Origin of the sequence: Paenibacillus sp. FSL R7-0652, assembly GCF_038595045.1 — a bacterium.
GTDB lineage: Bacteria > Bacillota > Bacilli > Paenibacillales > Paenibacillaceae > Paenibacillus.
On the sequence record NZ_CP152001.1, the window covers coordinates 610,636 to 636,229 of the forward strand.

Sequence of the window (25,594 nt, forward strand, 5' to 3'; positions counted from 1 at the left end):
ACAAGAGACCAATATCATCCATCTATAGAAGGGGAGAACGATATGAAGCATCGCAAGTCTTCACAGCTGTTACAGCAGCTTGTGTTCGTGGGTCCCTCCGTTGTATTTTTTATTCTCATCATCGTGGTCCCTTTCCTGCTTGGCATGGTGTATTCCTTTACAGATTGGAACGGAGTATCTGCCAGCGTGAACTGGGTAGGACTTGATAACTTCGTGCATATTTTTGCAAACGATCCCAAGTTCCAGTCGGCCTTCTGGTTCACGGTACGCTTTACCGTTATAGGGGTTATTCTTACCAACGTCATCGGTTTTTTTCTGGCCTATTTCCTGACCAAACCACTCAAGACAAGAAACGTGCTGCGCACAATTTTCTTTATGCCTAACGTCATTGGTGGGCTGCTGCTCGGGTTTATCTGGCAATTTATATTTGTGAAAGGGTTTTCAGCGGTAGGTGACGTGACAGGCTGGTCTTTCTTTAACCTCCCATGGCTTGGTGATGAACCGACAGCCTTCTGGGGAATTGTCATCGTCTTTGTATGGCAGACCGCTGGTTATCTGATGGTGATTTATATCTCGTCTTTGACAAATGTGTCACCTGATCTGTTGGAAGCTGCCGAGATTGACGGGGCCAGCCGCTGGCAGGTGCTGCGGAGCATTATTTTACCACTTATCATGCCTGGTGTAACGATCTGTTTGTTTCTGGCAATCTCCTGGTCTTTCAAAATGTTCGACCTTAACCTATCGCTGACGAAGGGCGGACCGTTTGGATCAACTGAATCGGTTGCACTTAATATTTATAATGAAGCCTTTGTGAACAACCGGTACGGCATTGGAACCGCCAAAGCATTTATATTCTTCGTAATCGTTGCGATCATCACCATGATTCAGGTGCGTGTGACGAAGAGCAAGGAGGTTGAAGCCTGATGGAGACGACGAAAAATTATCGCTTCGGTACGGTGATTACCGAGATCATCATGGTGTTTATCGGGATACTGTTTCTGATTCCGTTTTACTTCCTGTTTGTGAATTCGGTCAAAACATTCGGTGACCTGCTTACGAATTCGGCCGCCTGGCCGGAAGTGTTCCAGTGGGGGAATTATGCCAATGCCTGGGAGAAAATCAGCTTCCCGTCAGCGCTCATGAACTCCCTGATCGTCACCATCATCAGCAATCTGCTGCTGGTACTGATCAGTTCCATGGCTGCGTACCGTATGGTTCGAAGCAATACACGGTTTAACCGGATATTATTCGGTGTATTTATTGCCGCAATGGTAATTCCGTTTCAGTCTATCATGATTCCGCTCGTCACGGTAACCAGTAATCTGGGACTGATCGACAGTCTGGGCGGGCTGATTATCTGTTATCTCGGATTTGGTGCACCGATGTCTATCTTTTTGTTCCATGGCTTCGTTAAATCGGTTCCGCTGGAGATTGAAGAAGCGGCTCGGGTTGATGGCAGCTCGGTCTACGGAGTGTTCTTCCGGATCGTATTCCCGCTGATGAAACCTATGTATGTAACCGTAATCATTCTAAATACGCTCTGGATCTGGAACGACTATCTGCTGCCATCCTTGATCCTGCAGAGCTCTAATCTGCGAACCATTCCGATTGCGACCTTCGCGCTGTTTGGTCAATATACCAAGCAGTGGGATCTGGCACTTCCTGCTCTGGTTCTCGGCATTATGCCGATCATTATTTTCTTCCTGCTCATGCAGAAGTATATTATTCAGGGCATTACCGCAGGATCAGTTAAAGGGTAGTGCGAGAGTAGGCTGCTCCGGCATCATGTGTGCTTTTGGTCGCTGTTGCTCCTCCAGCGCATCATGCTGCCTTCGCTCTGACTCGCACGGAGGTAGAGGCAAAGGGCACATCTACCCGCAAGGCTTGGGCAGATGTGCCGGAGTAGGACGGTGCAAGGAAGTCAAAAGCAGAGAAGGACAGATAAGGTTAGAGAAGAAACAAAGAAGATAAGGATTTTGGGTTGTCCGCTAATTCCGTGATTAACTACGCGTGACACGTTGTGTGGATCGTGCTAGTTCATCTATATAGTAAGGAAAAGAAAGAAGAGGCTAAGGACAGGATCAATCCTGGCAAACAGAGCAAAAGCGAATCAAGAATCCAGAGTACAAGAAGCAAACGGTAGTAAGCAGGGGCATGCAGACAGTTAAAATGAAACTACTTACAGGGAGAGTGTATCTATGAAAAGAATGACGAAGTTAACGCTGCTGATGTTCATCGCTTTTTCAGTCATGCTTGCGGGTTGCGGAAACGGGGACAAGAGCGGCAGTCCCGTCAACACGGATGCGCAAACTGGCGGCGGTGAAGCAGCGGCTGGCTCAAAAACAATTAAAATTTTTCAATACAAAGTTGAAATTGCAGAAGCCCTTAATCGCCTCAAAGCCGAGTACGAATCCTCCCATCCGGGCATCAAGCTGGATATACAGACGGTAGGCGGCGGCAGTGACTACGGTGCTGCATTAAAAGCCAAGTTTGCTGCAGGCGAACAGCCGGATATTTTTAACGTGGGTGGATATCGTGAACTGGATACCTGGCTTGAATATCTGGAAGACCTGTCTGGTGAAGCTTGGGCCAAGGATGTTCTGGAAGTTGCCAAAGAGCCTATGACTAAAGATGGCAAGCTTTACGGACAGCCGCTTGCACTGGAAGGGTACGGATTTATTTATAACAAGGATCTATTTGCCAAAGCCGGCATTACTGAAATTCCAACAACGCTGGAGCAGCTGGATCAAGCAGCGAAGAAGCTGCAGGACGCAGGCATTACGCCATTCTCCAACGGTTATCAGGAGTGGTGGGTGCTGGGGAATCATAACGTTAACGTAGCGTTTGCCAATCAGGCCGATCCGGTAAAGTTCATTCAAGGATTGAACGAAGGCACAGAGAAAATTCCAGGCAATCCTGTGTTTAACGACTGGTTAAATCTGCTGGACCTGACGCTGAAATACAGTAACAAAAATCCGCTTACTACAGACTACAACACCCAAGTAACGCTGTTTGCCAGCGGCGAAGCAGCAATGATGCAGCAGGGGAACTGGACACAGGTACAGATTGACGGAATTAATCCGGATCTGAATCTGGGCATTCTGCCGATGCCGATTACTAATGAACCAAACGACAAATTGTTTGTGGGTGTGCCTAACTACTGGGTTGTGAACAAAAACTCCCAAGTGAAGCCGGAAGCGAAAGAGTTTCTGGAATGGTTGGTCACTTCCGACATCGGCAAGAAGTATCTGACCAAAGAATTCAAGTTCATCCCGGCATTTAGTTCTATTCAGGCCTCTGAGGAAGAGCTTGGAGACCTCGCGACAGATATTATGAAGTATAGTCAGGAGAATAAAACGTTAAGCTGGAACTTTAACCGTTTCCCTGAAGGGGTTCCACAGGAATTCGGCAGCACCATTCAAGCTTATGTAGCAGGCAAATCGGATAAAAAAGCACTGCTGGATGGCCTGCAGCAGAACTGGGATAGTCTGAAAAAGAAATAAAGCACACGCAATGTGGAGTCAGCTGTATGTACAGCTGGCTCCTTTATTTTGCTGTCAACCGAATGCAGCAGGCAGCCTTGAAGATGTGTGGATAACTCATTTTCATTTACAGCAAGCAAACGATACTTTACATGAATTTGATACTACATGTGGATATCCTGTGCGTATATGATCTAAATGTGGACAACTTTTTGAAAATGAGGACTATGAGCTGCTTGTATCAACGGATTTACTTGCTTTCGTTAAAATAGTACTGTATAGTTCTAATTATGAATAACAATAAAAGCAATGCACCACATCAAGGAATGTCTAAACTGTCCAAGCCTAGAAGCTCTGGTCCGGTGAACCGCACCAAAGCGGTTGAAGTGGCCGCGCAGTTGTTTCTACGGCAGGGGTATGCTTATGTCAGCATGGACGAGGTGGTGCGGGTCAGCGGCGTATCCAAATCCAACATCTATTATCATTTCAAAAATAAGGAGGAACTGCTTCAGGCCGTTGTACAGTTCTGGATTGCGCAGTATGAATCAGAGCTGTATCTGCTGCTCAGCCAGCGCGAGCGGAGTGTAGAGGAACGAATCCATTCATTCCTGTCACTTCTTTCGGCAGGTATAGAAAGTCGAAACTTCGAAGGAACATGCCCGTTTGTCACGCTATATATCCAGGCCCCCGACAGTGCATCCCAAGCGAAGGAAAGCATCTCGATTTTCTTTCGAGAGCTTGTACCTATGGTGGAGAAGCTGCTCCAGCAAGGGCTGGAACGCGGAGAATTCCGCAGAGGGGTTGAACCCGGAGCTGCAGCTTCGCTATTCGTGGCGGCACTTGAAGGTTCATTGATCTTGGCCGGAACTTCTCGTGATCTGGGTATGATTGAGCGGGCGGCGGGTACATTTTGTCAGATGCTTCGTTAAACGAAGCTCTTTTTTTGGACTTTAATAGTACTATATAGTACTAGTTTGTGGAATGGTTATGGTACTGATTTAGATAATGATCAAAAAGACTGGATATTAAATATGAGCAAATATGGAGGCATGAAATGGAGAAAACAGCTTCAGCAAAAACGACTCTTTTTATGACGGGCAGTACAGGTTTTATTGGAAGGGAAACGGTCAAACAACTTGTAGAAAACACGGATATACATATGCTTCTCCTGGTTCGCTCCGAGCAGCGGGCCAGAACAGTACTGGCGAGTTATGGTGTAAAAAGCTTTGAGCGGATAACGTTTATCGTTGGGGATTTATCCCTGCAGGGTTTGGGACTTGCACAAAGAGAACACAAACTCGTCAGGGAGTCCAATGTAATCCTTCATGCAGGCGGTACGATGGACATTACTCTGGAGCGAGAGAAGGCAGAGAGAATCTTCATGAATGGGGCAAGAGAAATAGCGCAGCTGGCACAGGATATCCAGGTGAGCGGAGCACTGCGGCATTTTATTCATGTGGTTGGTTTCATGAGTCCTTACGGACAGGAAATTGAGCAGCAAGAACGGATGAAGGTGAGCCATGCGGGCAGCCAAGAGAGTGCATATGAAGAGATGAAATTCCAAGCAGATGCTTATATTCGGGAACATGCAAAACAGTATGGCTATCCTCTGTCTGTCGTAAATCCCAGTACGGTGGTTGGGCCCCGTCCCACAGGTGAAACCGAGCAGACGGGTGGCATCGGACTGCTCATTGGAGCTGTGCAGAAAGGTCTGATGCCTGTAGTACCTGGCGGAAAGTCCTTCTGGCTGCCGCTTGTCGAGAACGATGTCGTAGCAGAGACACTTGTATTCTTGGCCCGTGATGAAGCTCCGCTTGATGGGACGTACCCCCTGTTGGCTCGCAAGGAAGATAGTCCGAATATGAAAGAACTGCTCAATCTGATCACAAGGGAGCTTGATGTGCCTAAACCAGCAGGATCCTTACCTTTAAGCTTGATTCAACGACTCTTGAGCCTTGGCGGAAGTCGAATCAGCGGTATCCCTGCACAATCACTCGCATTTGTTACAGACAGGACCTTCCCGGTACATGAGACGGAGGCGCTTCTGGCACGTATGGGGAGAAGCTGGCCGGATATTCAGGAGCAGCTTCCGTTCATTACGGCCGATCTGGATTACCGCCTTCTGCCAAAGCCTGAAGCTGAACGTTCTCCAACCGATTATATCCGCGTGCGAAAAGGAAATTTGGCCATGTTAGGCTGGGAAGGCGAAGGGGAACCGTGGGTGATCGTGCATGGGCTGCTGCAGTGTGCTGACGATTTGCTCCCGCTTGGAGCACAGCTGCGGCGGCTTACAGGAAATCCCGTCTGGATTATCGATATGGCAGGGTTTGGCCGTTCACCTATTCACCTTGAACATGACGCATTTATCGGTCAGGTTAATGCTCTTGCGGAAGTTCTGGCTGCAATCCGTGGTCCGCTTAGACTCGTTGGACATTCCGTAGGGGCTGCTGTCGCAGCAGCGGCGGTGAAGCAAAGTGGGCGCACCGATATTCGCACTGCTTTACTGCAGCCTGCCGCAGATAACGCGAGAGATTGGCGTTTGAAACAGATACTCCGTTTACCGCGCCGCATGGTAAGAGCCTTGCTTCGCGGCAGGTCCCGTCAGAGCTGGACACGAATGTTCAATACAGGCAGTGGCGGACAAATCAATGATAGCAGCGTCACGAGACTGGGCCAGAGGGTGTACGCTTATTTCCGATCTCCTCGCATTGCAGGCGCACACGTCGACCTGCTGCGGTGGATTCACCTGGGTCAAGGGAATAGACGGGGATTAAGTTTTTGGGAGGAATACGGAAGCTTTACAAAGACCGGAAATACCTCGGATCGATTGGTTGTCTGGGCTGCCAAGGATCGGGAATACCGCTTTCCAAGCGGTCTGCAGGCCGGGTATAAAAAAGTCGAGGTACCCTATAACCACTACTTCCCTGTGTTGGAGTATGAGCATACAGCGGAGATTCTTGCAGCATGGGCAGGAGAAAGCGGTTGAATAAGAATAGTTCAGCCGTCTGCTGCCCGAATGTTTATTACCATAGAAGGCCTTCTCTTTCCACAATATGTCCACAATAAGGGATGAAAGGACTAAATACGACAAAATTCTACGTCAGATTTACCAACAAATACACAACATGTCCACACTGAAATATTAAATATCCACATAAATATACGTATATATCCACAGGTTGTGAGCAATATGTGCACAACTTATCCACAAAACAGGTATAACTATATATTTTTGTCCAACATCAAGGTTTATCGAAGTGGTTATCCACAGAAATGCGCATCAAAACTCATTTTTTGGGAAGAGGATCGAAAAAGAAAGAGGAGTGGGCCCCTTCTTGCTTGGAAGCCTAAACATTTACGCCAAAATTGCCGATACAACATGTAACGACTCATCGTCTAAAGTTCGACAGCCAAAAGCGTGTTGAAGATCTGATTTTACGGAATGAGAGGGTATGGGGACAATTATGGATGAAGTGATGCAATATATTAATTTCTCGGTCGGAGAACAGATTTTTGCACTTCGCATTGATGAGGTTCATGAAATTATCAGAATGGTAGAGGTTACAACGGTTCCTTTTGGAAGCCCTGAAATCAGAGGATTTGCTTCATTGTACGGCAAGGTGGTTTCGGTCGTAAGTCTTCGCGTGCTGCTCGGTATGCCTGAACAGGAAGATACCTCATCTACACGGATTATCGTTGTTCCATACAAGAACGGGTTTGTGCCGCTAATTGTAGACATGGTAGATTCGGTTGTGACGTATGATCGGTTTGAAGAACCTGCTGAAGAGCATCGCCGCTTCATGATTGGTGTTTTCGACAAAATCGGATTTTGCGCAGATCACCGTGCAGGTATTTTGAATCTGGACGTACTGCTTGGCAGTCTGATCCGTTCTTGATCATTAAAAACGGGTGACAGCCTATACGGCTCGTTTCATTTAAACAAACGATTAAACAAAATGTTCCTTCTCTGTTTTCTGGAGAAGGGACATTTTTTTATGCTGAAAAAGAGGATGAGCGGCACTTTTTATGTGTAAAGGTTTTTAAATCCGTTCATTTTCGTATATGATGGAGAGTAACAATGCGAAGGGATGACGGGAGACTGTAATGATGCAATCGCTGTATGGAGTATGGCTTGGAGACGTATTTTTTTGTTTTTCCGGTGAAACATCGGAACCGCGTGTGGATGCATGGAGCAGCGTGGTTAGAAGGCTGCAATTTGGCGACGGGGGTCGTCTGTTTCAGCCTGCTGCACTGCGTCTTGCCGAACTGCGCTGGCCGAATCCGCTTCGAAATGCTGCAGAAGCCAAGACGGTGAAACGGCGGCAGCTGCTTGGACGCACGCTGGAAGGATTGGCAGTTTCGCCGAAGGATGCCTTCCGGATGCTGATGCAGTGGGACGACCGGATGTTTCTTGCGGCGGGCATTCAGGCTGGGGAGGAAATGCGTTACTGGGTTAAGGCGGCACAGTTCACACAGGAACTGCTGCTTCGCGGGGCAATCGCTCCAGCGGCTGCATTTGCTGCCAAGACCGGTGCAAGGCGGAGAACCGGACAGGAGACACTGGCAGGGGTCTGGCGTCCGCGTCTGCATCTTGAAGAGGATCAGGAGCGTTTCAGAAGCCTTGCCGAATCGATGCCGCCGATTGCGCTGTCAGCACCCGGAGCTTATGCCTCCATGGAGCCGGAAACACGCGAAGAGGCGGCTGGTGCAGTGCTGTTTTCGTTTATGAGCGGGATCATTCATGCCGTGGTCACTAGTGAACTGGAAGGCATGGATAGCGAACTTTCGCGTTATCGGACATCATTCCGGCGCGGTTCTTCACCGGTGTCGGAGCTCTGGTGGAACAGTCTGATCTCGATGTTCCGTCCCGTTACTGTGCAGGGTCCGACGGAGGAAATGGCTGCCTTTGTGGACAGCATTCATGAAGCTGGCGGCACAACGATGCCTGCATTAGGTGCCGAAGAGACGCTGCCCGCCGAAGGCAAATTCAAGCTGGTGCTGCGTTTGGAGCCGCCTTTGGGTGAACAGGATTCTACCTGGGGCATCAGTTTCTGGGTAGACAGTGATCAGGAAGCTGGATTGAGGCTGCCAGCACGTACCATATGGGCACATCCGGAGCGTGATCTGGACCGGGGCAAGGTGTACTACGCGTCAGCGGCAGAGCAGTTACTGATGGCCATCGGTCAGGCGTCCGAGTTGGCACCGGAACTGGAAACCGCTCTGCTGCATGCTAGACCAGAAGGGATTCAGCTGGAGCAGCAGAGTTTTTTTGAATTTCTGACCCATGCGGTTCCCAAACTGCAGAAGGCCGGGGTAACGGTCCTGATGCCATCGAGATGGAGCCGTGCCGGAAAAAGGCGGGCCGGGCTGCGTCTGCAGATGATGAACGGAATTCCGGAACGTCAGCCCGGAGCTGTGTCTGCGCTGGGCATGGAGCAGCTGGTAGCCTTTACTGCAGAGCCGATGCTGGATGGCAAGCCGATTACGGCGGAAGAGCTGGCAGCTCTGGCTGAAGCAACCGTTCCTTATGTGATGTTTCGCGGAGAATGGATAGAAGTAGACACGAAAGAAATTCGCCAGGTGCTTCGTTATATGAAAAAAGAAGAAGAGCAGTATATGCCGCTCTCCGAATGGCTTCATCTGGCCGCAGATGAGGGAGAGGACTCCATCTGGAAAGGCATGTCTGTGTTCGGTGCTGCGTCCGAGGGGATGCTTGCCTTTCTGCTCGAGGGGCAGGTGCTTCGCAGCATCGAACCACGTCCCGTACCAGCGGAGCTGCATGGCGAACTGCGACCGTATCAGGAACGCGGGTATCAATGGTTATCGGCTATGGGAGAGCTTGGTTTCGGGGTATGTCTGGCTGATGATATGGGACTTGGCAAGACGGTCCAAGTGATTACATGTCTGCTGGACCGGAAACAAGAGGAACGGCAGGCTGCACTGCAGGAGGCACAGGAATCAAAAGAAGCCCAAAAGTCCACTGCTGGTCCATCTGCAGATCGAGGATGGATAACCGAAACTATACAGGACAAAGACCCTGGAAAGAGCATGGTTTCGAAACATAGTGAGTCCAACGAAAGAATGCAGACTGCTGCGATGCATGGCGCTGCAGACATGCTGGAAGGTCCATGGCCGGCACTTATTGTCTGTCCAACATCGCTGCTGGGCAACTGGCAGCGCGAGCTGAAGCGTTTTGCGCCAAATCTGTCCCTGTATATTCATCATGGCGGACAGCGGCTTCATGGCAGTGCCTTTCAGGAGGAGGCGCAGAAGCATGACATCGTGCTCACCACCTATCATCTGGCTGGCCGTGACGGTCCGGATCTCGCTTCTCTGCACTGGTCTACGGTTGTGCTGGATGAGGCACAGTATATTAAAAATTATCGTACAAAGCAGGCACAGAGTGTTATGCGGCTGTCGACCTCTCATCGTATTGCCATGACAGGCACGCCGGTGGAGAATCGGCTTAGTGAGCTTTGGTCTATTTTCCAATTTCTCAACCCGGGTTATCTCGGCACATCCTCATCGTTCCGCCAGCGTTATACAGGTCTGGTTCCATCGGAAGAGAATGCGGCCTCGCTGCGTGAGCTGCACCGGTTGGTGTCGCCGTTTATGCTGCGCAGGCTGAAAAGTGATCCGGACATTCGCAAAGACCTGCCCGAGAAGCTGGAGCTGAAATCCTATTGTTCACTGACACCGGAACAGGCGATTTTGTACCAACGTGTCGTCGATGACCTTATGGGCGGTCTGGATGGCCGAAACGGTATTGCTCGCAAAGGCATCGTGCTGTCCTCTCTGACCAAGCTGAAACAAATCTGTGATCATCCTGTTCTGGCGGACAGCAGCCGGAAGGACCATGGGAAGACAGAAGCTTCCGGCAAGATGGAGCGGCTTCTTGAATTGCTGGACGCGATTCGGGATAACGGAGAATCAGCACTCGTATTTACTCAATATGTGGCGATGGGCGAACTGCTCGTTTCCAGGCTGAAGCGGCGTTATGAGGAAGAGCCTTATTTCCTGCACGGCAGTGTGTCCAAGGCACAGCGGGATGAAATGGTGGAGACATTCCAAAGGGGAGAAGGACCATCCATGTTTGTTCTATCTCTACGCGCAGGCGGTGTTGGCCTGAATCTGACGCGGGCAAGCCACGTCATTCACTATGATCGCTGGTGGAATCCTGCGGTGGAGAATCAGGCGACAGACCGGGTGTTCCGCATCGGGCAGAACCGCAACGTGCAGGTACACAAGCTAATCTGTCAGGGGACGCTAGAGGAACGGATCGATGAGTTAATCGAGAGCAAAAAAGCACTCTCCGAGCAGGTGGTTGGTTCAGGAGAGAACTGGCTGACCGAGATGTCCGATGACGAGCTGCGCAGCCTGATCTCGCTTCAAGGGGAGACATGGCTGTAGTTTACTCTTATAAACCATAATGTTCAGTGATGAAGGTATTAAAGCTGTGTGTGGTGCAGCAAAAATCGGCTCGGATGATCAAGGGAGAAAGGGGGATGATGATGAGCGAAAAGTGGAAAGTGGAGCTGCATATGTCCCCCGGGATGTGGACAGCAGAGGTAAATACAGCAGCGAATTCGGGAAAGGAAGCATCCGGGTCCGCTGATGCGAATGAGACCGGAACCGCCTCCACCGGCGTGTTCACGGTCACGGTCACGCTGCCGCAGCTGAGCGAGGCGCAGCGCGAGGCCGTGCTGGCGCAGCTGCGCAGGCGCCCGCTGGCGCTGTACGCCCTGCTGCGCGGCGGCCCGGCGCCCGAGGAGCTCGCCGGGCTGCTGGCCGCGGCTGAGCCTGCAGGCGCGCCAGGCGACGCCGTGCCCGGCGCGGCGGCGTGCACCTGCGGCGCCGCAGGGCGCGCGCATGCCGCGGCCGCGGAGCGTGCCGCCGCCGCGCACGCCTCGCGGCCGAGCCGCTGCGCCGCTGGCGCACGCCGGCCTGCCGCGCGAAGCGCCGCTCGCCGGCGTGCTGGGATCATGGGCAGAGGAACTTGCCCATGATCCCAGCGGCCCGGGCCGCGCGGCCGGAGACGGCGGGCCGCCCGCAGGCGCGGGCTGGCGAAGGCGGCGCGGCCGTCGGCGAATGGATCGCCGAGGCGGCCGCGGACGGCGCCATGCACCAGCCGGGGCCGGGCTTCGGCGCCGTGGAGGTGCGGCTCGCGCAGCCGGGTACACCGCCGGCGCTGCCTGAACTGACCGCACTGCTGCCGGGTGTGCCCGCAGCCGCAGGTCTGGATCTGATCCGCGAGCGCGTGGCGGCGCGGATGTGGCAGGCTGTCCAGAAGCGCAAGGACAGCCCGGCTGCCAAATGAGGCATATCACCTATTCAGCGGGGGAGATCGGATGATCGCCCTCGCTTGTTTTTGTGGAGATGCATACCCATTTCCAGTTTGCATCGAAGTTGACTAAGTTTGGAATGGCGTATTAAATCTACAGAAAACCAGGGTACAAGCTGTATATAGGGTATAGATCCATATAGAACTTGGGAGAAGGTACTCTTTACTGGTGGAGCTTCGCATGCAATTAAGGTATACTGTCGCAGGGAACATTATAGGAACCGTGTAAAAACGCACATGAATATATGTAATCTAATACTAACGTGATAGGGGTTTTACGATGAAATCAGGAACAGGAAGACAGCGCCGGATCGTGGTGCTGCTGTCCTCACTTATGATATGTGGAGCTGTTCTGGCTGCGTGCCAGAACGGTTCTGGATCGAATGAGAATCAGAACGCAAACGGATCATCCACGGAGCAGGGCGCCGATGGTACTACTGTTCATTTGACCGAAGACCCGGGCACAGAGGGAAAAGGCAATATGGGAGAGAACGCATCCGATTCGGGCAGTGATAAAGGTGCAGAGAGCGGCTCAGACAGCACATCTGCAGGACAGGATCAGGGTTCTTCGGACAATGGAAGTGGAGCGGCGGCTGAAGATCCCTTGATGGAGAAACGCAGTATTAGTGCTTTGCAGACAACGGTAGATTCTCAATCCGTCGTGACTAATGCACAGGCGATGACGGTGATTGTTAACAAACAGCGCAGTCTGCCGGAAGGATATGAGCCGAGTGATCTCGTAGAGCCAAACGTACCGTTTTCCTTCGAGGGCCCCCATGAGAAACGGCATATGCGCAAGGAAGCTGCGGAAGCGCTGGAGAAACTGTTTGCAGGTGCAAAAGCAGACGGTATCGAGCTTCGTGCAGTATCCGGTTACCGGTCTTACAAACGACAAGTATCTATCTACAATAACAATGTGAAAACCAAAGGGGAAGAGTATGCTTCTCGTGTAAGCGCCGTTCCCGGCAGAAGTGAACATCAGACCGGACTAGCGATAGATGTATCGAGTCCAAGCGTGGGTAATGTGCTGGAAGAGGTATTTGGCTCGTCCAAAGAAGGCAAATGGCTGGATGAACATGCAGCCGAGTACGGCTTTATCATCCGTTATCCGCAAGGTGAAGAGGACAAGACCGGTTACGTATACGAGCCTTGGCATATTCGTTATGTGGGTGCCGACCTCGCACCGGATGTGGTCAAAAGCGGATTGACGCTTGAGGAATATTTTGACGAAGCGAATATTAAGCTGTAAATCGTATCTAAACCGTAAACCGGTGACATCACCTATCCACATGTGTATAACTTTTTTCGAACCAGGATGACCCTATCATCAATCCCTTGAATGGCCTATTTTTCAGATCGTGCGGCTGTTCAGGGGATTTATGATGTTGTGGAATAGGCAGGCTGCCGGGTGGAAGGTGCCAGATTTATATATTCGGAATGAATTTGAGCTGTTATAATTTAAGTTTACTTACAGTTTCTATTACATAACAAAGTGAGGGACAAGAAAATGAGCAGACAGCAGGTATTTACCGGCTCCCCTTGGGAACCGCTGGTGGGGTATTGCCGAGCTATTCGTGTGGGTAACCGGGTTGAGGTAGCTGGAACGACAGCCATGCAGGACGGGGTCGTTGTTGGCGCGGGTGATCCCTATGTGCAGACCAAGTTTATTCTGCAGACCATTGAAAAGGCACTGAAAGAGCTGGGGGCAGACATGGCCGATGTCGTTAGAACACGCATGTTTGTCACGGATATTACACAGTGGGAAGAGGTCGGGAGAGCACATGGGGAATTCTTTGGGCAGATTCAACCCGCGGCTACCATGGTCGAAGTGAATGCGCTTATTGATCCCTTGCTGATGGTTGAGATTGAGGCTGAGGCAATCATTGATACTTCAGAGGAAGTGTAAATCCCCTTATTCATTCAGCACTGTATTCAGAAGTTCTAACACAGACGGGGTGGAAAAAATATATATAACCTTGCCGCTTCTCCGAAGACAAGTGGCAAGGTTATTTGGCATTGCTGTGCTGTTACCAACACTTTATCTACCCGTATTTTCAATACTTCCGCGAAGTCGAAGGTAGATTTTCTCCTCTGGTTTAAAGGGTTCTAGACTATAGACTCTAAACTATAGGTTACAGGGTATAGCTGTGCACTGTAACCTATAGTTTACTGCTGTCGTCTTATTCCGCTTTAGGCTGCACCGCCGGAAGTTCTATAACCAATTTCCAGGCTGTGCCGATTGGAGGCAGGCTGCGTGTCAGCATGGGGCTGTAGAATCCAATGACTTTGGCACCTTTGATCAACTGCTCGGCTTTTACAGCTTCGCCATTTTGACTAACCAGCGAAGTGGCTTTGTCGATATTCAGTACAACATGATCTGGTGCTGTTTCAGTTAGGCGTGTGCCGTTAATTTCAATTTGGGACACTGCGCCGTCCTTCATATTTACATCTTCAATCGTACCAGAGGTTCCAAAAAGTTCTTGAGGCTGCGCTGCTGTTTCGGCTGCTGTATCCAGCACAGTCACTTTATACGTCGGTGTTTGTGGGGGCAGGCTTTTTGTCATCATTAAGGAATGTTCGGCCTCAACAACCATACCCAGGGATAGATCGGCAAGTTTAATCTCTTTTCCGTCTGCGGAGATGAACTGACTGTCTTTGTTCAGGTTCAGCACGATGCCATCCTGACCTGCACCGCCAATCTGAATCGACTGGTATTTATCCTGATTCGAAATTCGGGTAATTACACCGCGATCTGTAACTGTCTTCACATCCTCTTCACTCGTAATCGTCACCTGATTACCCGTTGTATTCAGCTGGGCATGCAATACTTTCTCCGCAAACACAGCAGGTACGTATAGCGTTCCGTCCTTGATTTCAGGTGCTGTACCGAGGGTGAGCAGCATCTTATTCACAGAATACTGATCTTTATCCGTAACCACTTGGGTCCACATTGCTCCGCGAGTCAGCTCGGCGGATTTGTTTTCTTTATGCCATTTCAGTTCGATACCCAGAGCTTCCGCCAGAGAGCGAAGCGGAACCATGGCAGCTTTACTTTCTTTATTCCAGTAACCGTCGGCCACGAATGCACCGTTAACGGATATTTTAACAACTCCGGCAGTGCTGTTATCAGTGGAAGCAGCATGCTGCTCTGCAGGCGGAGCTGCGTTATCCAGTGACGCTGCATAAGCGGCTCCGCCGCTCAGCACCATCGAAAGGGCCATCAAGGTGCTTACTTTTTTCATGCTGTTCTTCATATGATCATCCCTTCTCATCAGTGTAATGTCACGGTAAACTCTTAAATAGAGTGCCGCATATCATATTTACTGACGGGATAACCTGGCCCAGTGTTGCACTTGGTCTGTAACAATGTAAACAGCGTGTTAGCCTAAATTCAGATGTTCGCGTAAGAAGCAGGTTATCGGTAGTAGGTTTAGGTTAATGTGAAGGTAAGCGGACAAACTTGTGAAATTGAACCTCTACAGAACTGCATTTGAAGAAATCAATCAGGGCTGCATGTGAGATATGAGGAGGGATATACGAATGAGTGATATGTTGGTCGCGCTCTATCGTTTGCCAGAGCAGGAGAGTGGACTGGAGAAGCTGAGAGCGAAATCCATTGTGATTCGCAGAGCGATTGCCCCGGAGAAGCAGCAGGTGCTGAACTGGGTGAGATCCCATTTTAACCAGCCTTGGGTAGATGAATGTGATGTCGCTTTTGCACGTCAGCCTGTGACCTGTTATATTGCGCTGGAGCATGGGAAAATGATCGGTTTTGCCTGTTATGAAGCTACTTGTCGCAATTTCTTTGGTCCAACTGGAGTAAGCTCGGATGCACGCGGAAAGGGTGTAGGGACAGCGCTGCTGCTGGCCTGCATGCACGCGATGAGAGCAGATGGCTACGGGTATGCGATTATTGGATCGGCTGGTCCGGTCGAATTCTACAAACGAACACTGGGAGCGGTGGAGATTGAAAATTCTACACCCGGTATTTATGAAGGCATGCTGCGGGCAGACTAGACGTTAACGAAGTTTTGGAAAAGGGAGGCAGGACCAGGATGAGCACAAAGCAAATGCTGCATATCGGCATGATCGGCACAGGTTCGATCTCGGATCTTCATATGAGGTGTTATGCCAAAAATGAGGATGCGGTCATCTATGCCATCTGTGATCTGAACGAGGAACGGGCCAAGGCGGCTGCTGCAAAGTATGACGCTCAGTCCGTATATACCAACTACCGCGAGATGCTGGAAGATCCGCATGTAGATGCAGTTAGTATCTGTACGTGGAACAATACCCATGCAGAGTTTGCCATTGCTGCACTTGAGGCAGGCAAGCATGTACTTCTGGAGAAACCGGTGGCTACGAATGTGGAGGATGCGCTGCGGATTGAGGAAGCGGTGAAAAAGAGCGGTCGTACCTTTGTTGTAGGTTTTGTACGCCGTTATGATAACAACATGCAGATGCTGCGCAGATTTATAGATGCCGGAGAGTTTGGCCAGCTGTATTATGCCAAAGCTTCTATTTTGCGGCGTCTGGGCAATCCGGGAGGGTGGTTTGCAGATAAAGCTCGTTCCGGCGGAGGCCCCTTGATTGATCTGGGTGTACATATTATCGACCAGTGCTGGTATCTGATGGGCAGACCGAAGCCTGTGTCGGTCAGCGGCAATACGTATCGTAAACTCGGCAACCGGGCGAACATTGAACATCTCTCATTTTATAAAGCAGCAGACTACAGTGCCGCCGTTAATAACGTAGAGGATATGGCAAATGCCCTGATTCGTTTCGAAAATGGTGCTTCGCTGGTAGTGGATGTGAGCTTTACCCTGCATGCCCGTGGGGACGAGTCTTTAGTTAAGCTGTACGGAGAACGAGGCGGATTTGAACTGGAGCCGAAAACGCTGATTGTCACGGAGAAAAATGACACGATCATGAACATTGAACCCCAGACAGACCACTCCGGTCTCGATATACATGGTGCGTTCCAGAATCAGATCGATCATTTCGTGGAATGCTGCCTGAACGGTACGCCGCCCATCAGTCCGATTGCGGATGGGGTGGCCTCCACGCGTATGCTGTGCGCCATTTATGAGTCTGCCGAAAAAGGGCAGGAGATCAGGCTGGACTAAGTAGATCGTTGATATAAAAGCACCCCTCCATTTAAGCTCTACTGGTTAGAAGGAGGGGTGCTGCATTTGATGAATAAAGTTCTGTTCCGGCCGACATTCCAATCTGTACTTGTTACTTATTCATGGGCGAATCTTCGTATCCCGGGTCATTGTAGTCGGTATTCTGCAGCTTGGGAAGCACGTTCATATCATCTATGGCTTGTCTGGTCTCAGGTGTGCCGTGATCGTAAAGAAAGGTGTACAGCATCGTCACGCCGTCCGTAAACCGCTCATTTCCCTCATCGTGATCTGCCGACTTGTAAGGCACGGGTGCACGCTGCAGTGAATAGTCATCACCCTTTTCCAGCATTTTCATCAAGTCCTGTAAAGTGGCCAATTGTCCGTCATCCACGATAACTTCAAACGGTGTAGATTCATTTTTGGTTTGCTCAATCAGGTTATGAGTCACCGATACATACAGATGCTGTTTACCGTCCTGCATAATCCAACCCCCATTCCAATATTGAAAAAAGACCTGATACTGTTGAACTGGAAAAAAGACGCTTTTACTGTTAATAAACAGCAGTAAGCGTCCTGAAACGAAAGTGTAGTCTATTTCCCGAACCGATTCGTCACCGGAACCTGCCGGGTGCCTGCCACCATTGTCCCTGAACATAGTGGACAAACCGGAGGCACGGAAGAGTCTTTTTTCGACGATTTTCCGGAAGGGACAGCCGGTTTCTGTCGTAACCATGCTTTGCACGAAGCTGAGCTGCATTTCCAGACAGCTACCATTTCCGTCCGCTCCGTTTTGTCTGAACCTGCGGGTGAGGATGCAGCCGATCGGGAAGTGGAGGCCGTCTGCGCCGTTTTTGGATGAAGGCCGGGTGTACTGAATGCTTTATGATCTCGAATAATTCCGCTGCCGCGCTGCTCACTGAGGCGATCTTCATCCCGTTCATCGAGCATCTCCATTTCCCGATGATCCTTATGATTGATCGCACTGCGCTGCAGCGAATGCCGCTGAGCAGCATTCGCTGGCTGTGACCTTGAATGATGAAGCGTCCCGCCGCTCTGACCACTCTCATGTCTGCTGCCATTCCCGGCGTCCCGGATGCTTTTCCAGTTGCCGCTGCCGGTTCGGCTGTTTCCATTTCCGTTATATCCTTCATTTCGGTTATTTCCATAAGATGCTGTGCCGCCGGCACGGCTCTCTTCCCGTGTTTTGCGTTTGTCGGGTACTTCCATACCGAAGGCTTCCAGCAGGAAACGAGACACGTCTGCAGGTTTACCGTGATGGCTCGCTGGTGAGGTTACATAGAGATGCTGCTTCGCTCGGGTGATTGCAACATAAGCGAGTCTGCGTTCCTCCTCCAGTGCCATATCCAGATCAGCATCCGTCTGCTGCACGGTAAGTGCTGCCTTCTGATCCTCCGGAATATCCTGCCGCAGAGCAGTGCTGTGCGGCACGATGCCTTCGCTGGCTCCGATCCAGTAGACGCAGGGAAACTCAAGTCCTTTGGCCCTATGAATGGTCATGAGCTGCACGGCGTCACTATCCTGCGCGCGGCGCAGTGATTCCATCTCCCGATGCCTGCGTGACAGCTCGTCCGCGAATTGCACGAATTCCTCCACGGTTTCGAACTTTTTGACAGCTGCTTCAAACTCATCCAGTGTTTCCAGCATCGTTTCCTTATAATGGGTGAAAATGGAAGGATCGCCGCTCTCCATATATTTATCATAAAAATGACGGCGCATCTCCTGAATCGCATTGATGGGCTTGAGCTTATGCAGGGATTTGATCAGCTTGATGCGTTCCTTGACCTGCTCCTGTTGAAAAGGTTTTAGCTTGTCCCATTTGCTCAGATGGATCAGCGGGTATTTCTTGGCCTGTTCCTGCTCACAGCGCTGGATATACTCCAATCCTGCATCACGGGACACGTACAGCGGACCGAGTGCACTTGGCAGAGCATCCATTGCCCGCGGGTTCAGAGACAGCCGCATATGATCCATCAAAGGTTTGATGAGAGACTGATCATAGAATACCGGGGCAGCCCCATGCTGTACAAACGGCACATCCTTCAGTACCAACTGCTCAAACACGGCCCGGCTGCTGCTGGCTGTCCGGTGCAAAATGGCTATGTCCCGATATGGATACAGCCCTTCCTCCACCTGCTGACAGATCTGATGAACGACCCAGGCCGCTTCTTCTTCGGCATTGGAAGGAGTGGCAAAGCGAGGTGCATCCCCACGCTGTCCTGCCGCACGCAGCCGTTTGTCCCGTCTGCGTTTATTGCGTGCAACCAGCTCACTGCCGAGCCCCAGAATACGAGCATCACTGCGATAATTAATATCCAGCGTCACGATGCGCGCACCCGGGTATACTTTATCGAATTCCAAAATCGATTCCTGCCGTGCGCCGTTAAACGTATATATTGTCTGGTCATCGTCTCCGACAACCATCAGATTGCGGTGTGCTCCAGCGAGCATCTGTACAATTTCGTACTGCAGCCGGTTGGTATCCTGAAATTCATCAACCATAATGTATTGAAAACGCCGCTGCAGCGGCTTTAACACCGCCGGATCACGAAGCAGCGCGGCCGCGCGCAGCAGGATATCATCAAAGTCCATTTTGCCGCGATCCTGCTTCCAGGTTTCGTATCCGAGCAGCACCCGTTTGGCATCGCGCTCATCCTGCGTTTTCTCCGGCAGATCTGCCGTATCTGATCCCTGCATCTTCCACGCGGACAGCATCGCCAGCAGACTCTCCGGCTGGAAAGCCTCGCTCATGCCATTCTGGCGAAGCAGCATTTTCAGCACCGTATGCTGGGCTCGCGGCTCACCAAAAATGTCTTCCTGCACTCCGTAATGGCGCAGCAATGTCAGTGCAAACGAGTGAAAAGTTCGAGCCTGCACGGCCCTTGCTGCAGCAGGTCTGATGCCCGGCAGAGCAGCGATCCGGTCTTTCATCTCGGCGGCAGCCTTGTTGGTAAACGTTACGAGCAGTATGCTGGCCGCTTGTACACCACTGACTTCCATCAGATAGCCTGCTCTTGCAGCGAGTACGGTTGTTTTGCCGCATCCGGCACCCGCGAGGGTGAGTATAGGTCCTCTGCCATGGCGCACGGCCGAGATTTGCGGACCGTTAAGCTTGATGCCTGCTTCCTCTAGCGAGCGGAAGTAATATGCATCCTGCTGGTCGTCACCCACAAGCTGCCGACTGGTTTCCAGCGGTGCTGACGGGGATTGGGGCAGGGATGCTGCCGGGGTCACCCCGAGCGGACGGGGGTAAAACGTTGAGTTCGGACTTAACATGTTTCATCCACCTCTGTATGCATTCAGGGATAGGACTATCCCGTTCAAAAGTAAACCATTTGCCCTTTTCACAATCGCATTGTAAATTGGTAAGATAGAGTTAGCTGCGAGTCATGCGTGTTTCAAACGGCATCGCTTCATCGATATGGAGTGAAAATCCATAAGTAATGGAGCCAAAGTTCCATTATACCGAACGTATGGTCTTGACGAAAGCCCCTGTTTCTATCCAATATCCGCATAAAATGGGGTGCCGGCGCGATTTTTCGCAACTTTTTGGCTTCATATCGTATAAGTTATATATCTAGGGCAATTCGCATGCTGCGAACTGCCGACCTACTACTAATGAAGAATGAAATGATATTGTTTTGACGGGACAGAGGAGGAATGAATATGAAACTGCTTCAGCGCATCAAAAATGGAGCAAATAAAGCAACAGAACGGGCACAACACGCCGTTGAGATTGGCAAATTGAACAATCAGATTGTGGGCTTGCAGCAGGAACAGGAAGTCCATTTTACCGATATGGGCCGGATCTTCTATGAGGGTTACCGTATACAGGATATGACGCGGGCCGAAAAAGAGATGGTGGATCTGTCTCAACTGTGCGACGAATTGCAGGATGAGATCGACGCTCTGCGGAGCAAGATTGCTGAGCTGAAAAATGAACGGCTGTGCGAGTGTGGACACGTCGCAACGCTGGATGCCAACTTCTGTCCGAAGTGTGGACGCAAGCTGGGGGAATTCAAACCAGGTACGGCTGCATCGGGAGCTGCAGAAGCTGCTCCAGCCGTTAATACGGCAAAACAAGAAGCAGCAGCCGCTCAGAATCCGGCTGTGGAACAGTCGATTTTTAATGCACAAGCCGTGGAAGATCATGAAGAGCCTGAGCCGTATCATACGGTTATTCCATCCATTGCCGATCTCGAAACAGAGCCGGAGTATAACAGCACCGAGTTTACACTGGAAGAGAAGGAGGCGTTCGATGCAGAGTGGGAGCGCCGCAGGGAAGAGGAGATGCAGCGGGAACGTGAGCGTCAGCAGGAGCTGGATGAGCGTATTCGTTATTGGAAAGAAAACAATCCAATTGTAAATACAGTAGATGTACAGACAGAACTGCCGCGTGAAATGGTGAAATGTCAGATCTGTGCATCCGAACTGCCCAAAGGCTCGAAGTGGTGCCCGCGCTGCGGTGCCGAGCAGATCTGATCTGATGCAGTGGACGTGCTGCCATTAGGCAGTGCTGGTTGCTGACAGCATGGGGGGACAGAAATATGGACCAACTGCTGCATCATTTACGTCATCTCGGGTTTACCGAGATGGAATCCAGAATTATGGTGGAATTAGCCCGTCAGGGATCAGCCTCGGGGTATGAGGTTGCCAAACGGCTGGGGGTGTCCCGTTCGAATGTGTATGCATCCCTGCAGCGCTTGGAACAGCGGGGATTTCTCAGGTGCAGCCCGGGCGAGCCTGCGAAATACAGCATGCTGAAACCTGAAGAGATGACACGCATGATCTCGGATCAGATGCATACTTCGCTGGATTATGTGGAGCGAAGTATGCCGAAGAGTGAGCCGGAGAAACCTGTGTTTTACAATGTGGAAGGTGACAAAAATGTGTTTGAGAACCTGAGCCGTGAGCTGGCCGGGGCCGAGCAGGAGATCGTGGTAGACGTCTGGCGGGAAGAAGCCGAGCTGCTTCGGGAAGATCTGCAGCAGGCGGAGGCTCGGGGCGTGCGCCTCTTGTGGTCCTGTGAGGGCGGAGAAGGCATGCTGGACCATCCGCTTCCTTTCCCGGGCCTGCCGATATCTGGAACGGGGACGGGGCGCAAGTTCTCGCTGGTCGTGGATCGCCGCTGGTGCATGCTCGGCATGCGCGGGCAGTCCACTTCAACGCAGGCCGTGGTCACAGAGCATCCGGTGATGACGGGCCTGCTGCTGAATCACTTTGCACAGGAACTGGTGCTGTATGAACTGGAGCAGGACATGGGTGAGGAGCTGCAGAGCCGTTACGGACGACGATATGCAGATATCGCTGCACGGTACTGGTCTTCCCCTGCACCAAGAGATGTACGGTAACGGGAAGAGAAGCAGACATAGCGGCTTTATGGCCGTGAACTATAAAAGGACGATCCGTGGACGATGGCTCGCTGCGCCTCGTCCTTTTGTTGTTAGGACTAGTACAGTATTTCAGATCCAGGTTAATGCTGCTTAAGGTATGAAATTTAAGGTAAGAAGATTTAGGTATGAAATTTAAAGTAAGAAAGATTTAAGGTATGAAGTGATGCTGATGTTGAGAAAATGAAGTTATGCTTGTTTAACTCGTTTCAGCGCTTCGAACACATCGATATAATATTCGGTGCCGTGCGGCACAAAATCTGCTGTCCGGACTTCACGCAGGATGCGATCAGTGCGGGCAGGCTGCTTGGAATGGCCAAGATCGGATGAGATGCCAGCTGATGTCGTCACAGATGATGCTGCGCCTTCCGGCATGGACACAGAAGAATGCGGCCGCACACCTGATGCCTGAATGACATTCGTCTGCTGCTCGAAAAGAGCAATCAGCTCATCCAGTGGTGCCTCATACAGGCTGTCTACTTCGCTGGCCTGGAGGCGATAAGACTCCAGCGGCTGATTCAGGCATAAGCCGTATACTGCGCTGATCTCCCGGTCCAGGAAAGGAACTCCGCGGACCTCGCCCTGGAGCTGCTGCTCAGCTGTAAACAAATAAGTTAGTGCTTCGAATGACGTATGCACACCGAGTTCTTCTTCAAGCTCACGGGAGGCGTCCTGCAGCTGTTCACCAGCTGTGAGGTGGCCGGCTGCCGTAATGTCGTAATATCCCGGGAAAGTATCCTTGATATCCCGCCGTCGCTGAAACAGAATCATACGCTGGTCACCTTCATCACGCACGATCCAGCAGTGAAAGGAGCGATGCCAATATCCTTTGGCATGAACCTCGTTTCGGGGAGCTGTACCGATCCATTTTTGCTGATTGTCATAAATGTCGAAACGTTCTGGGGTCATGATACGTATCTCCTTATATAGCAGAATTTAAAGTTCAAAATTTCACAAACTATGTTTTTAACGAAAGGGGAACGATTGTATGGAATGCATTGTACACTTTCAGGTGATTTATCCGCAACCTCAGGAGCGCAAAACCCTTAGAGGACTTATCTTTGTAGGGCAGGGTCAGGAGCCGGCGAGCAGCCAGCTTACGACGATGTTTAAAGACATGGGATTTCATGTTCGACTGGAGGACGAGGCACAGCTGTTGTTTAAGCCAACGGATGCCAATGCTAACTTTGAGTATATCCGGGTCACTGAACTGGATACCGGGGAAGAGGTTTACAAGGAAGACAAAGACCTCAAATCGATTCTGGAACATCTGCTTCCGCGGCGTTTCTAAGCAGGGAACATAGGATTGACGAGCAAGGTTTTTTGATAAATGAAAAAAAGGTCCCGCCTCAATAGGTGGAACCTGGACATACGCAGGTTTGATGTAATTTATATGTGTATACATAGCAGTGAATATGTCTCATACCAAACTTTGAATATGCTTTATAAGCTTACCGTGATGGCTGGATAAGCATTAAACTTAAACGGCTTTTATCTGTGAGCATCAGTATCAAAGAATCAAACCTGCGTCATTGTTTATTTTTATACATAACCATAGATCAACGTTTAAGCCGGAGCGCTGCTTCCTTCTGCCTCGAGCTGTGAGGTGCATTGGGAACAGCGGGTAGCTGCAGCCGGAATTTCAGACAGACAGTACTTGCAGGCTTTGGTCGTTTTTTCCGGTTCGGGCTTGGCATGCTCCTTGCGTTTGAGATAGTTGATGCCCTTCACCAGCATAAAGATACAGAACGCCACGATAATGAAATCAATCAGGATATTGATGAACTGACCGTAGGCGATGACGGTAGCCCCAGCCTCGTTGGCTTGAGCCAGTGTTGTGATCTCTTGTCCGCCTGCTGTTTTTACATCAGGGTCCAGGTTAATAATTTTCTGGCTGAAATCAATCCCGCCGAGCAGTTTCCCGACCGGAGGCATGATGATATCATTCACAAGGGACGTAACGATTTTTCCAAAAGCAGCCCCGATAATGACACCGACCGCCAGATCAATAACGCTGCCGCGCACAGCAAACTCCTTAAATTCTTTCAGTATGCCTCTCATTGTGACAATCTCCTTTAACGACTATATTCAGAACGCTTCCTCTCAGGTTCATCCCTTCAGGACACGCTTTCGTTCTCATATTGTACAAAAAAAATGAGAATCAATCATCCCCTTGTTTGCAAATAAAACATAGTTTCCGTAAATTCCATGAAAATTCCTCTTTATTTCAAGCCGCCAATTCGGTATACTTCTAACATTGTCAGTGAGATTACACTTTTACATTTCAGGTTCGCAATTATACATTGAAACGAATCTTGGAGCCAAAATGAATTAAATATGCCGTTACTCGTATATGTGCAGGAATAGGCCTGCATGTCTCTACCCGATCACCGGAATGATTGGACTACGGGAAGGATGCTTCTGCGCCCTGAGCGGTCAAGGTCAGTATATTTGTACACTTTGACCTCGTCCCTTGGCGTTTGCAGTGTTCACACGGCTTGTCCATACAGGAACAAGTCCGTCTTTCCCGTCTCCGGTTGATGCCGCAGGTGTGAAAAGGCGGGCTTTTTGTTTTTTTACATGAGGTGTGGGGTAGTGATGCAAAACTAACTGTATATGCAGGTAAAGAGCTTTGGGAGGAAAAAAAGATGCAGCTGTTAAAAGACAAAGTAAGACAGGAAGGCATTGTCCTGTCCGAGCAGGTACTCAAAGTAGACTCGTTTTTGAACCACCAGATGGACCCCGTGTTGATGAAGGAAGTAGGCAAAGAGTTTATTCGCCGGTTTGAAGGTGAACAAATTACACGTGTATTAACGATTGAATCGTCCGGTATCGCGCCCGGCATTATGACTGCACTCGAACTGAATGTTCCGCTAATCTTCGCTCGGAAGCAGAAGTCGCTCACCCTGACCGAAGATATTCTGGTGGAAAAAGTCTATTCCTTCACCAAGCAGGAGACCAACGAGATTACGGTTGCCAAAAAGTTCATGAACCCCGGCGATCGTGTGCTGATCATCGACGATTTTCTGGCGAACGGTGAAGCGGCTTTTGGTCTGGCTCGCATTGTGGAGCAGGTTGGAGCAGAAGTAGTCGGTATTGGGATCGTGATTGAAAAAGCTTTCCAGCCGGGAGGGCGTCTGTTAAAAGAGGCTGGATACCGTGTGGAATCTCTGGTTCGTATCGGAGCGCTGTCCAATGGACAAGTAACCTTTGCAGATGAGGAGGGCACGAACTGAT

General features: G+C 50.5%; 22 protein-coding genes and 1 riboswitch. Of the genes, 17 read left to right on the top strand and 5 right to left on the bottom strand.

All coding sequences use genetic code 11. The features are described 5' to 3' along the window. The first annotated feature begins 42 nt into the window (after positions 1–42). From MKY97_RS02885 to MKY97_RS02935, 11 genes are all read left to right on the top strand, one after another. Positions 43–924: a sugar ABC transporter permease gene (locus MKY97_RS02885; protein WP_342554028.1), complete on the top strand. Its 882-nt coding sequence runs from the start codon at positions 43–45 to the stop codon at positions 922–924. Next, complete coding sequence (locus tag MKY97_RS02890; protein ID WP_342554029.1) at positions 924–1,760, top strand: carbohydrate ABC transporter permease; 837 nt, start codon at positions 924–926, stop codon at positions 1,758–1,760. Before MKY97_RS02885 ends, MKY97_RS02890 begins: the two co-directional genes overlap by 1 nt. Positions 1,761–2,198: 438 nt before the next feature. Beyond that, positions 2,199–3,503, top strand: a complete 1,305-nt coding sequence (locus tag MKY97_RS02895) for an ABC transporter substrate-binding protein (RefSeq protein ID WP_342554030.1) — start codon at positions 2,199–2,201, stop codon at positions 3,501–3,503. 341 nt (positions 3,504–3,844) lie between these two features. Then, positions 3,845–4,411, top strand: coding sequence for a TetR/AcrR family transcriptional regulator (locus MKY97_RS02900; RefSeq protein ID WP_342554031.1), 567 nt, complete (start codon positions 3,845–3,847; stop codon positions 4,409–4,411). Positions 4,412–4,536: 125 nt separating this feature from the next. After that, the gene (locus tag MKY97_RS02905) at positions 4,537–6,468 is read left to right on the top strand and encodes an alpha/beta fold hydrolase (RefSeq protein ID WP_342554032.1); all 1,932 of its coding nucleotides are present in this window, start codon (positions 4,537–4,539) and stop codon (positions 6,466–6,468) included. 478 nt (positions 6,469–6,946) lie between these two features. Beyond that, a complete protein-coding gene (locus tag MKY97_RS02910; protein WP_342554033.1) occupies positions 6,947–7,378 on the top strand; it encodes a chemotaxis protein CheW in 432 nt (143 codons plus the stop codon). A gap of 211 nt (positions 7,379–7,589) precedes the next feature. Then, a complete protein-coding gene (locus MKY97_RS02915; RefSeq protein ID WP_342556212.1) occupies positions 7,590–10,892 on the top strand; it encodes a DEAD/DEAH box helicase in 3,303 nt (1,100 codons plus the stop codon). A 95-nt stretch (positions 10,893–10,987) separates the two neighbouring features. After that, positions 10,988–11,488 (top strand): hypothetical protein, encoded by a 501-nt coding sequence (locus tag MKY97_RS02920; protein WP_342554034.1) that lies wholly within the window; start codon positions 10,988–10,990, stop codon positions 11,486–11,488. After that, complete coding sequence (locus tag MKY97_RS02925; RefSeq protein ID WP_342554035.1) at positions 11,485–11,799, top strand: hypothetical protein; 315 nt, start codon at positions 11,485–11,487, stop codon at positions 11,797–11,799. The genes MKY97_RS02920 and MKY97_RS02925 overlap by 4 nt, the downstream gene beginning before the upstream one ends. A 304-nt stretch (positions 11,800–12,103) precedes the next feature. Beyond that, the gene (locus tag MKY97_RS02930; RefSeq protein ID WP_342554036.1) at positions 12,104–13,072 is read left to right on the top strand and encodes a D-alanyl-D-alanine carboxypeptidase family protein; all 969 of its coding nucleotides are present in this window, start codon (positions 12,104–12,106) and stop codon (positions 13,070–13,072) included. Between the two features lie 258 nt (positions 13,073–13,330). Beyond that, positions 13,331–13,729 (top strand): RidA family protein, encoded by a 399-nt coding sequence (locus MKY97_RS02935; RefSeq protein WP_342554037.1) that lies wholly within the window; start codon positions 13,331–13,333, stop codon positions 13,727–13,729. A gap of 274 nt (positions 13,730–14,003) precedes the next feature. On the opposite strand, the gene MKY97_RS02940 is transcribed toward MKY97_RS02935, so the two are convergent. Beyond that, positions 14,004–15,077: a copper amine oxidase N-terminal domain-containing protein gene (locus MKY97_RS02940; protein WP_342554038.1), complete on the bottom strand. Its 1,074-nt coding sequence runs from the start codon at positions 15,075–15,077 to the stop codon at positions 14,004–14,006. A gap of 286 nt (positions 15,078–15,363) precedes the next feature. Here MKY97_RS02940 and MKY97_RS02945 point away from each other — a divergent pair, with 286 nt between their 5' ends. Both MKY97_RS02945 and MKY97_RS02950 read left to right on the top strand, forming a co-directional pair. Then, positions 15,364–15,840 (top strand): GNAT family N-acetyltransferase, encoded by a 477-nt coding sequence (locus MKY97_RS02945; RefSeq protein ID WP_342554039.1) that lies wholly within the window; start codon positions 15,364–15,366, stop codon positions 15,838–15,840. Between the two features lie 38 nt (positions 15,841–15,878). After that, positions 15,879–16,949 (top strand): Gfo/Idh/MocA family oxidoreductase, encoded by a 1,071-nt coding sequence (locus MKY97_RS02950; RefSeq protein WP_342554040.1) that lies wholly within the window; start codon positions 15,879–15,881, stop codon positions 16,947–16,949. Between the two features lie 112 nt (positions 16,950–17,061). Here MKY97_RS02950 and MKY97_RS02955 read toward each other — a convergent pair whose 3' ends face one another. Together MKY97_RS02955 and MKY97_RS02960 are read right to left on the bottom strand one after the other, a co-directional pair. After that, on the bottom strand, positions 17,062–17,430 hold the full coding sequence (locus MKY97_RS02955; RefSeq protein WP_342554041.1) for a hypothetical protein: 369 nt from the start codon (positions 17,428–17,430) through the stop codon (positions 17,062–17,064). Between the two features lie 110 nt (positions 17,431–17,540). Then, entirely contained in the window at positions 17,541–20,243 is a 2,703-nt protein-coding gene (locus MKY97_RS02960; protein ID WP_342554042.1) for a UvrD-helicase domain-containing protein, read from the bottom strand. 390 nt (positions 20,244–20,633) lie between these two features. Here MKY97_RS02960 and MKY97_RS02965 point away from each other — a divergent pair, with 390 nt between their 5' ends. After that, positions 20,634–21,449, top strand: a complete 816-nt coding sequence (locus tag MKY97_RS02965) for a zinc ribbon domain-containing protein (RefSeq protein ID WP_342554043.1) — start codon at positions 20,634–20,636, stop codon at positions 21,447–21,449. A 65-nt stretch (positions 21,450–21,514) separates the two neighbouring features. After that, entirely contained in the window at positions 21,515–22,318 is an 804-nt protein-coding gene (locus MKY97_RS02970; protein WP_342554044.1) for a helix-turn-helix domain-containing protein, read from the top strand. A gap of 228 nt (positions 22,319–22,546) precedes the next feature. On the opposite strand, the gene MKY97_RS02975 is transcribed toward MKY97_RS02970, so the two are convergent. Beyond that, complete coding sequence (locus MKY97_RS02975) at positions 22,547–23,266, bottom strand: NUDIX domain-containing protein (RefSeq protein WP_342554045.1); 720 nt, start codon at positions 23,264–23,266, stop codon at positions 22,547–22,549. A 79-nt stretch (positions 23,267–23,345) separates the two neighbouring features. Here MKY97_RS02975 and MKY97_RS02980 point away from each other — a divergent pair, with 79 nt between their 5' ends. Beyond that, positions 23,346–23,648, top strand: coding sequence for a hypothetical protein (locus MKY97_RS02980; RefSeq protein ID WP_342554046.1), 303 nt, complete (start codon positions 23,346–23,348; stop codon positions 23,646–23,648). A gap of 275 nt (positions 23,649–23,923) precedes the next feature. On the opposite strand, the gene mscL is transcribed toward MKY97_RS02980, so the two are convergent. Further along, a complete protein-coding gene (gene mscL, locus MKY97_RS02985; RefSeq protein WP_342554047.1) occupies positions 23,924–24,418 on the bottom strand; it encodes a large conductance mechanosensitive channel protein MscL in 495 nt (164 codons plus the stop codon). Between the two features lie 266 nt (positions 24,419–24,684). Further along, positions 24,685–24,784, top strand: a riboswitch (purine riboswitch). Between the two features lie 221 nt (positions 24,785–25,005). Here mscL and MKY97_RS02990 point away from each other — a divergent pair. Beyond that, positions 25,006–25,593, top strand: coding sequence for a xanthine phosphoribosyltransferase (locus MKY97_RS02990; protein ID WP_342554048.1), 588 nt, complete (start codon positions 25,006–25,008; stop codon positions 25,591–25,593). Position 25,594 lies beyond the last annotated feature (1 nt).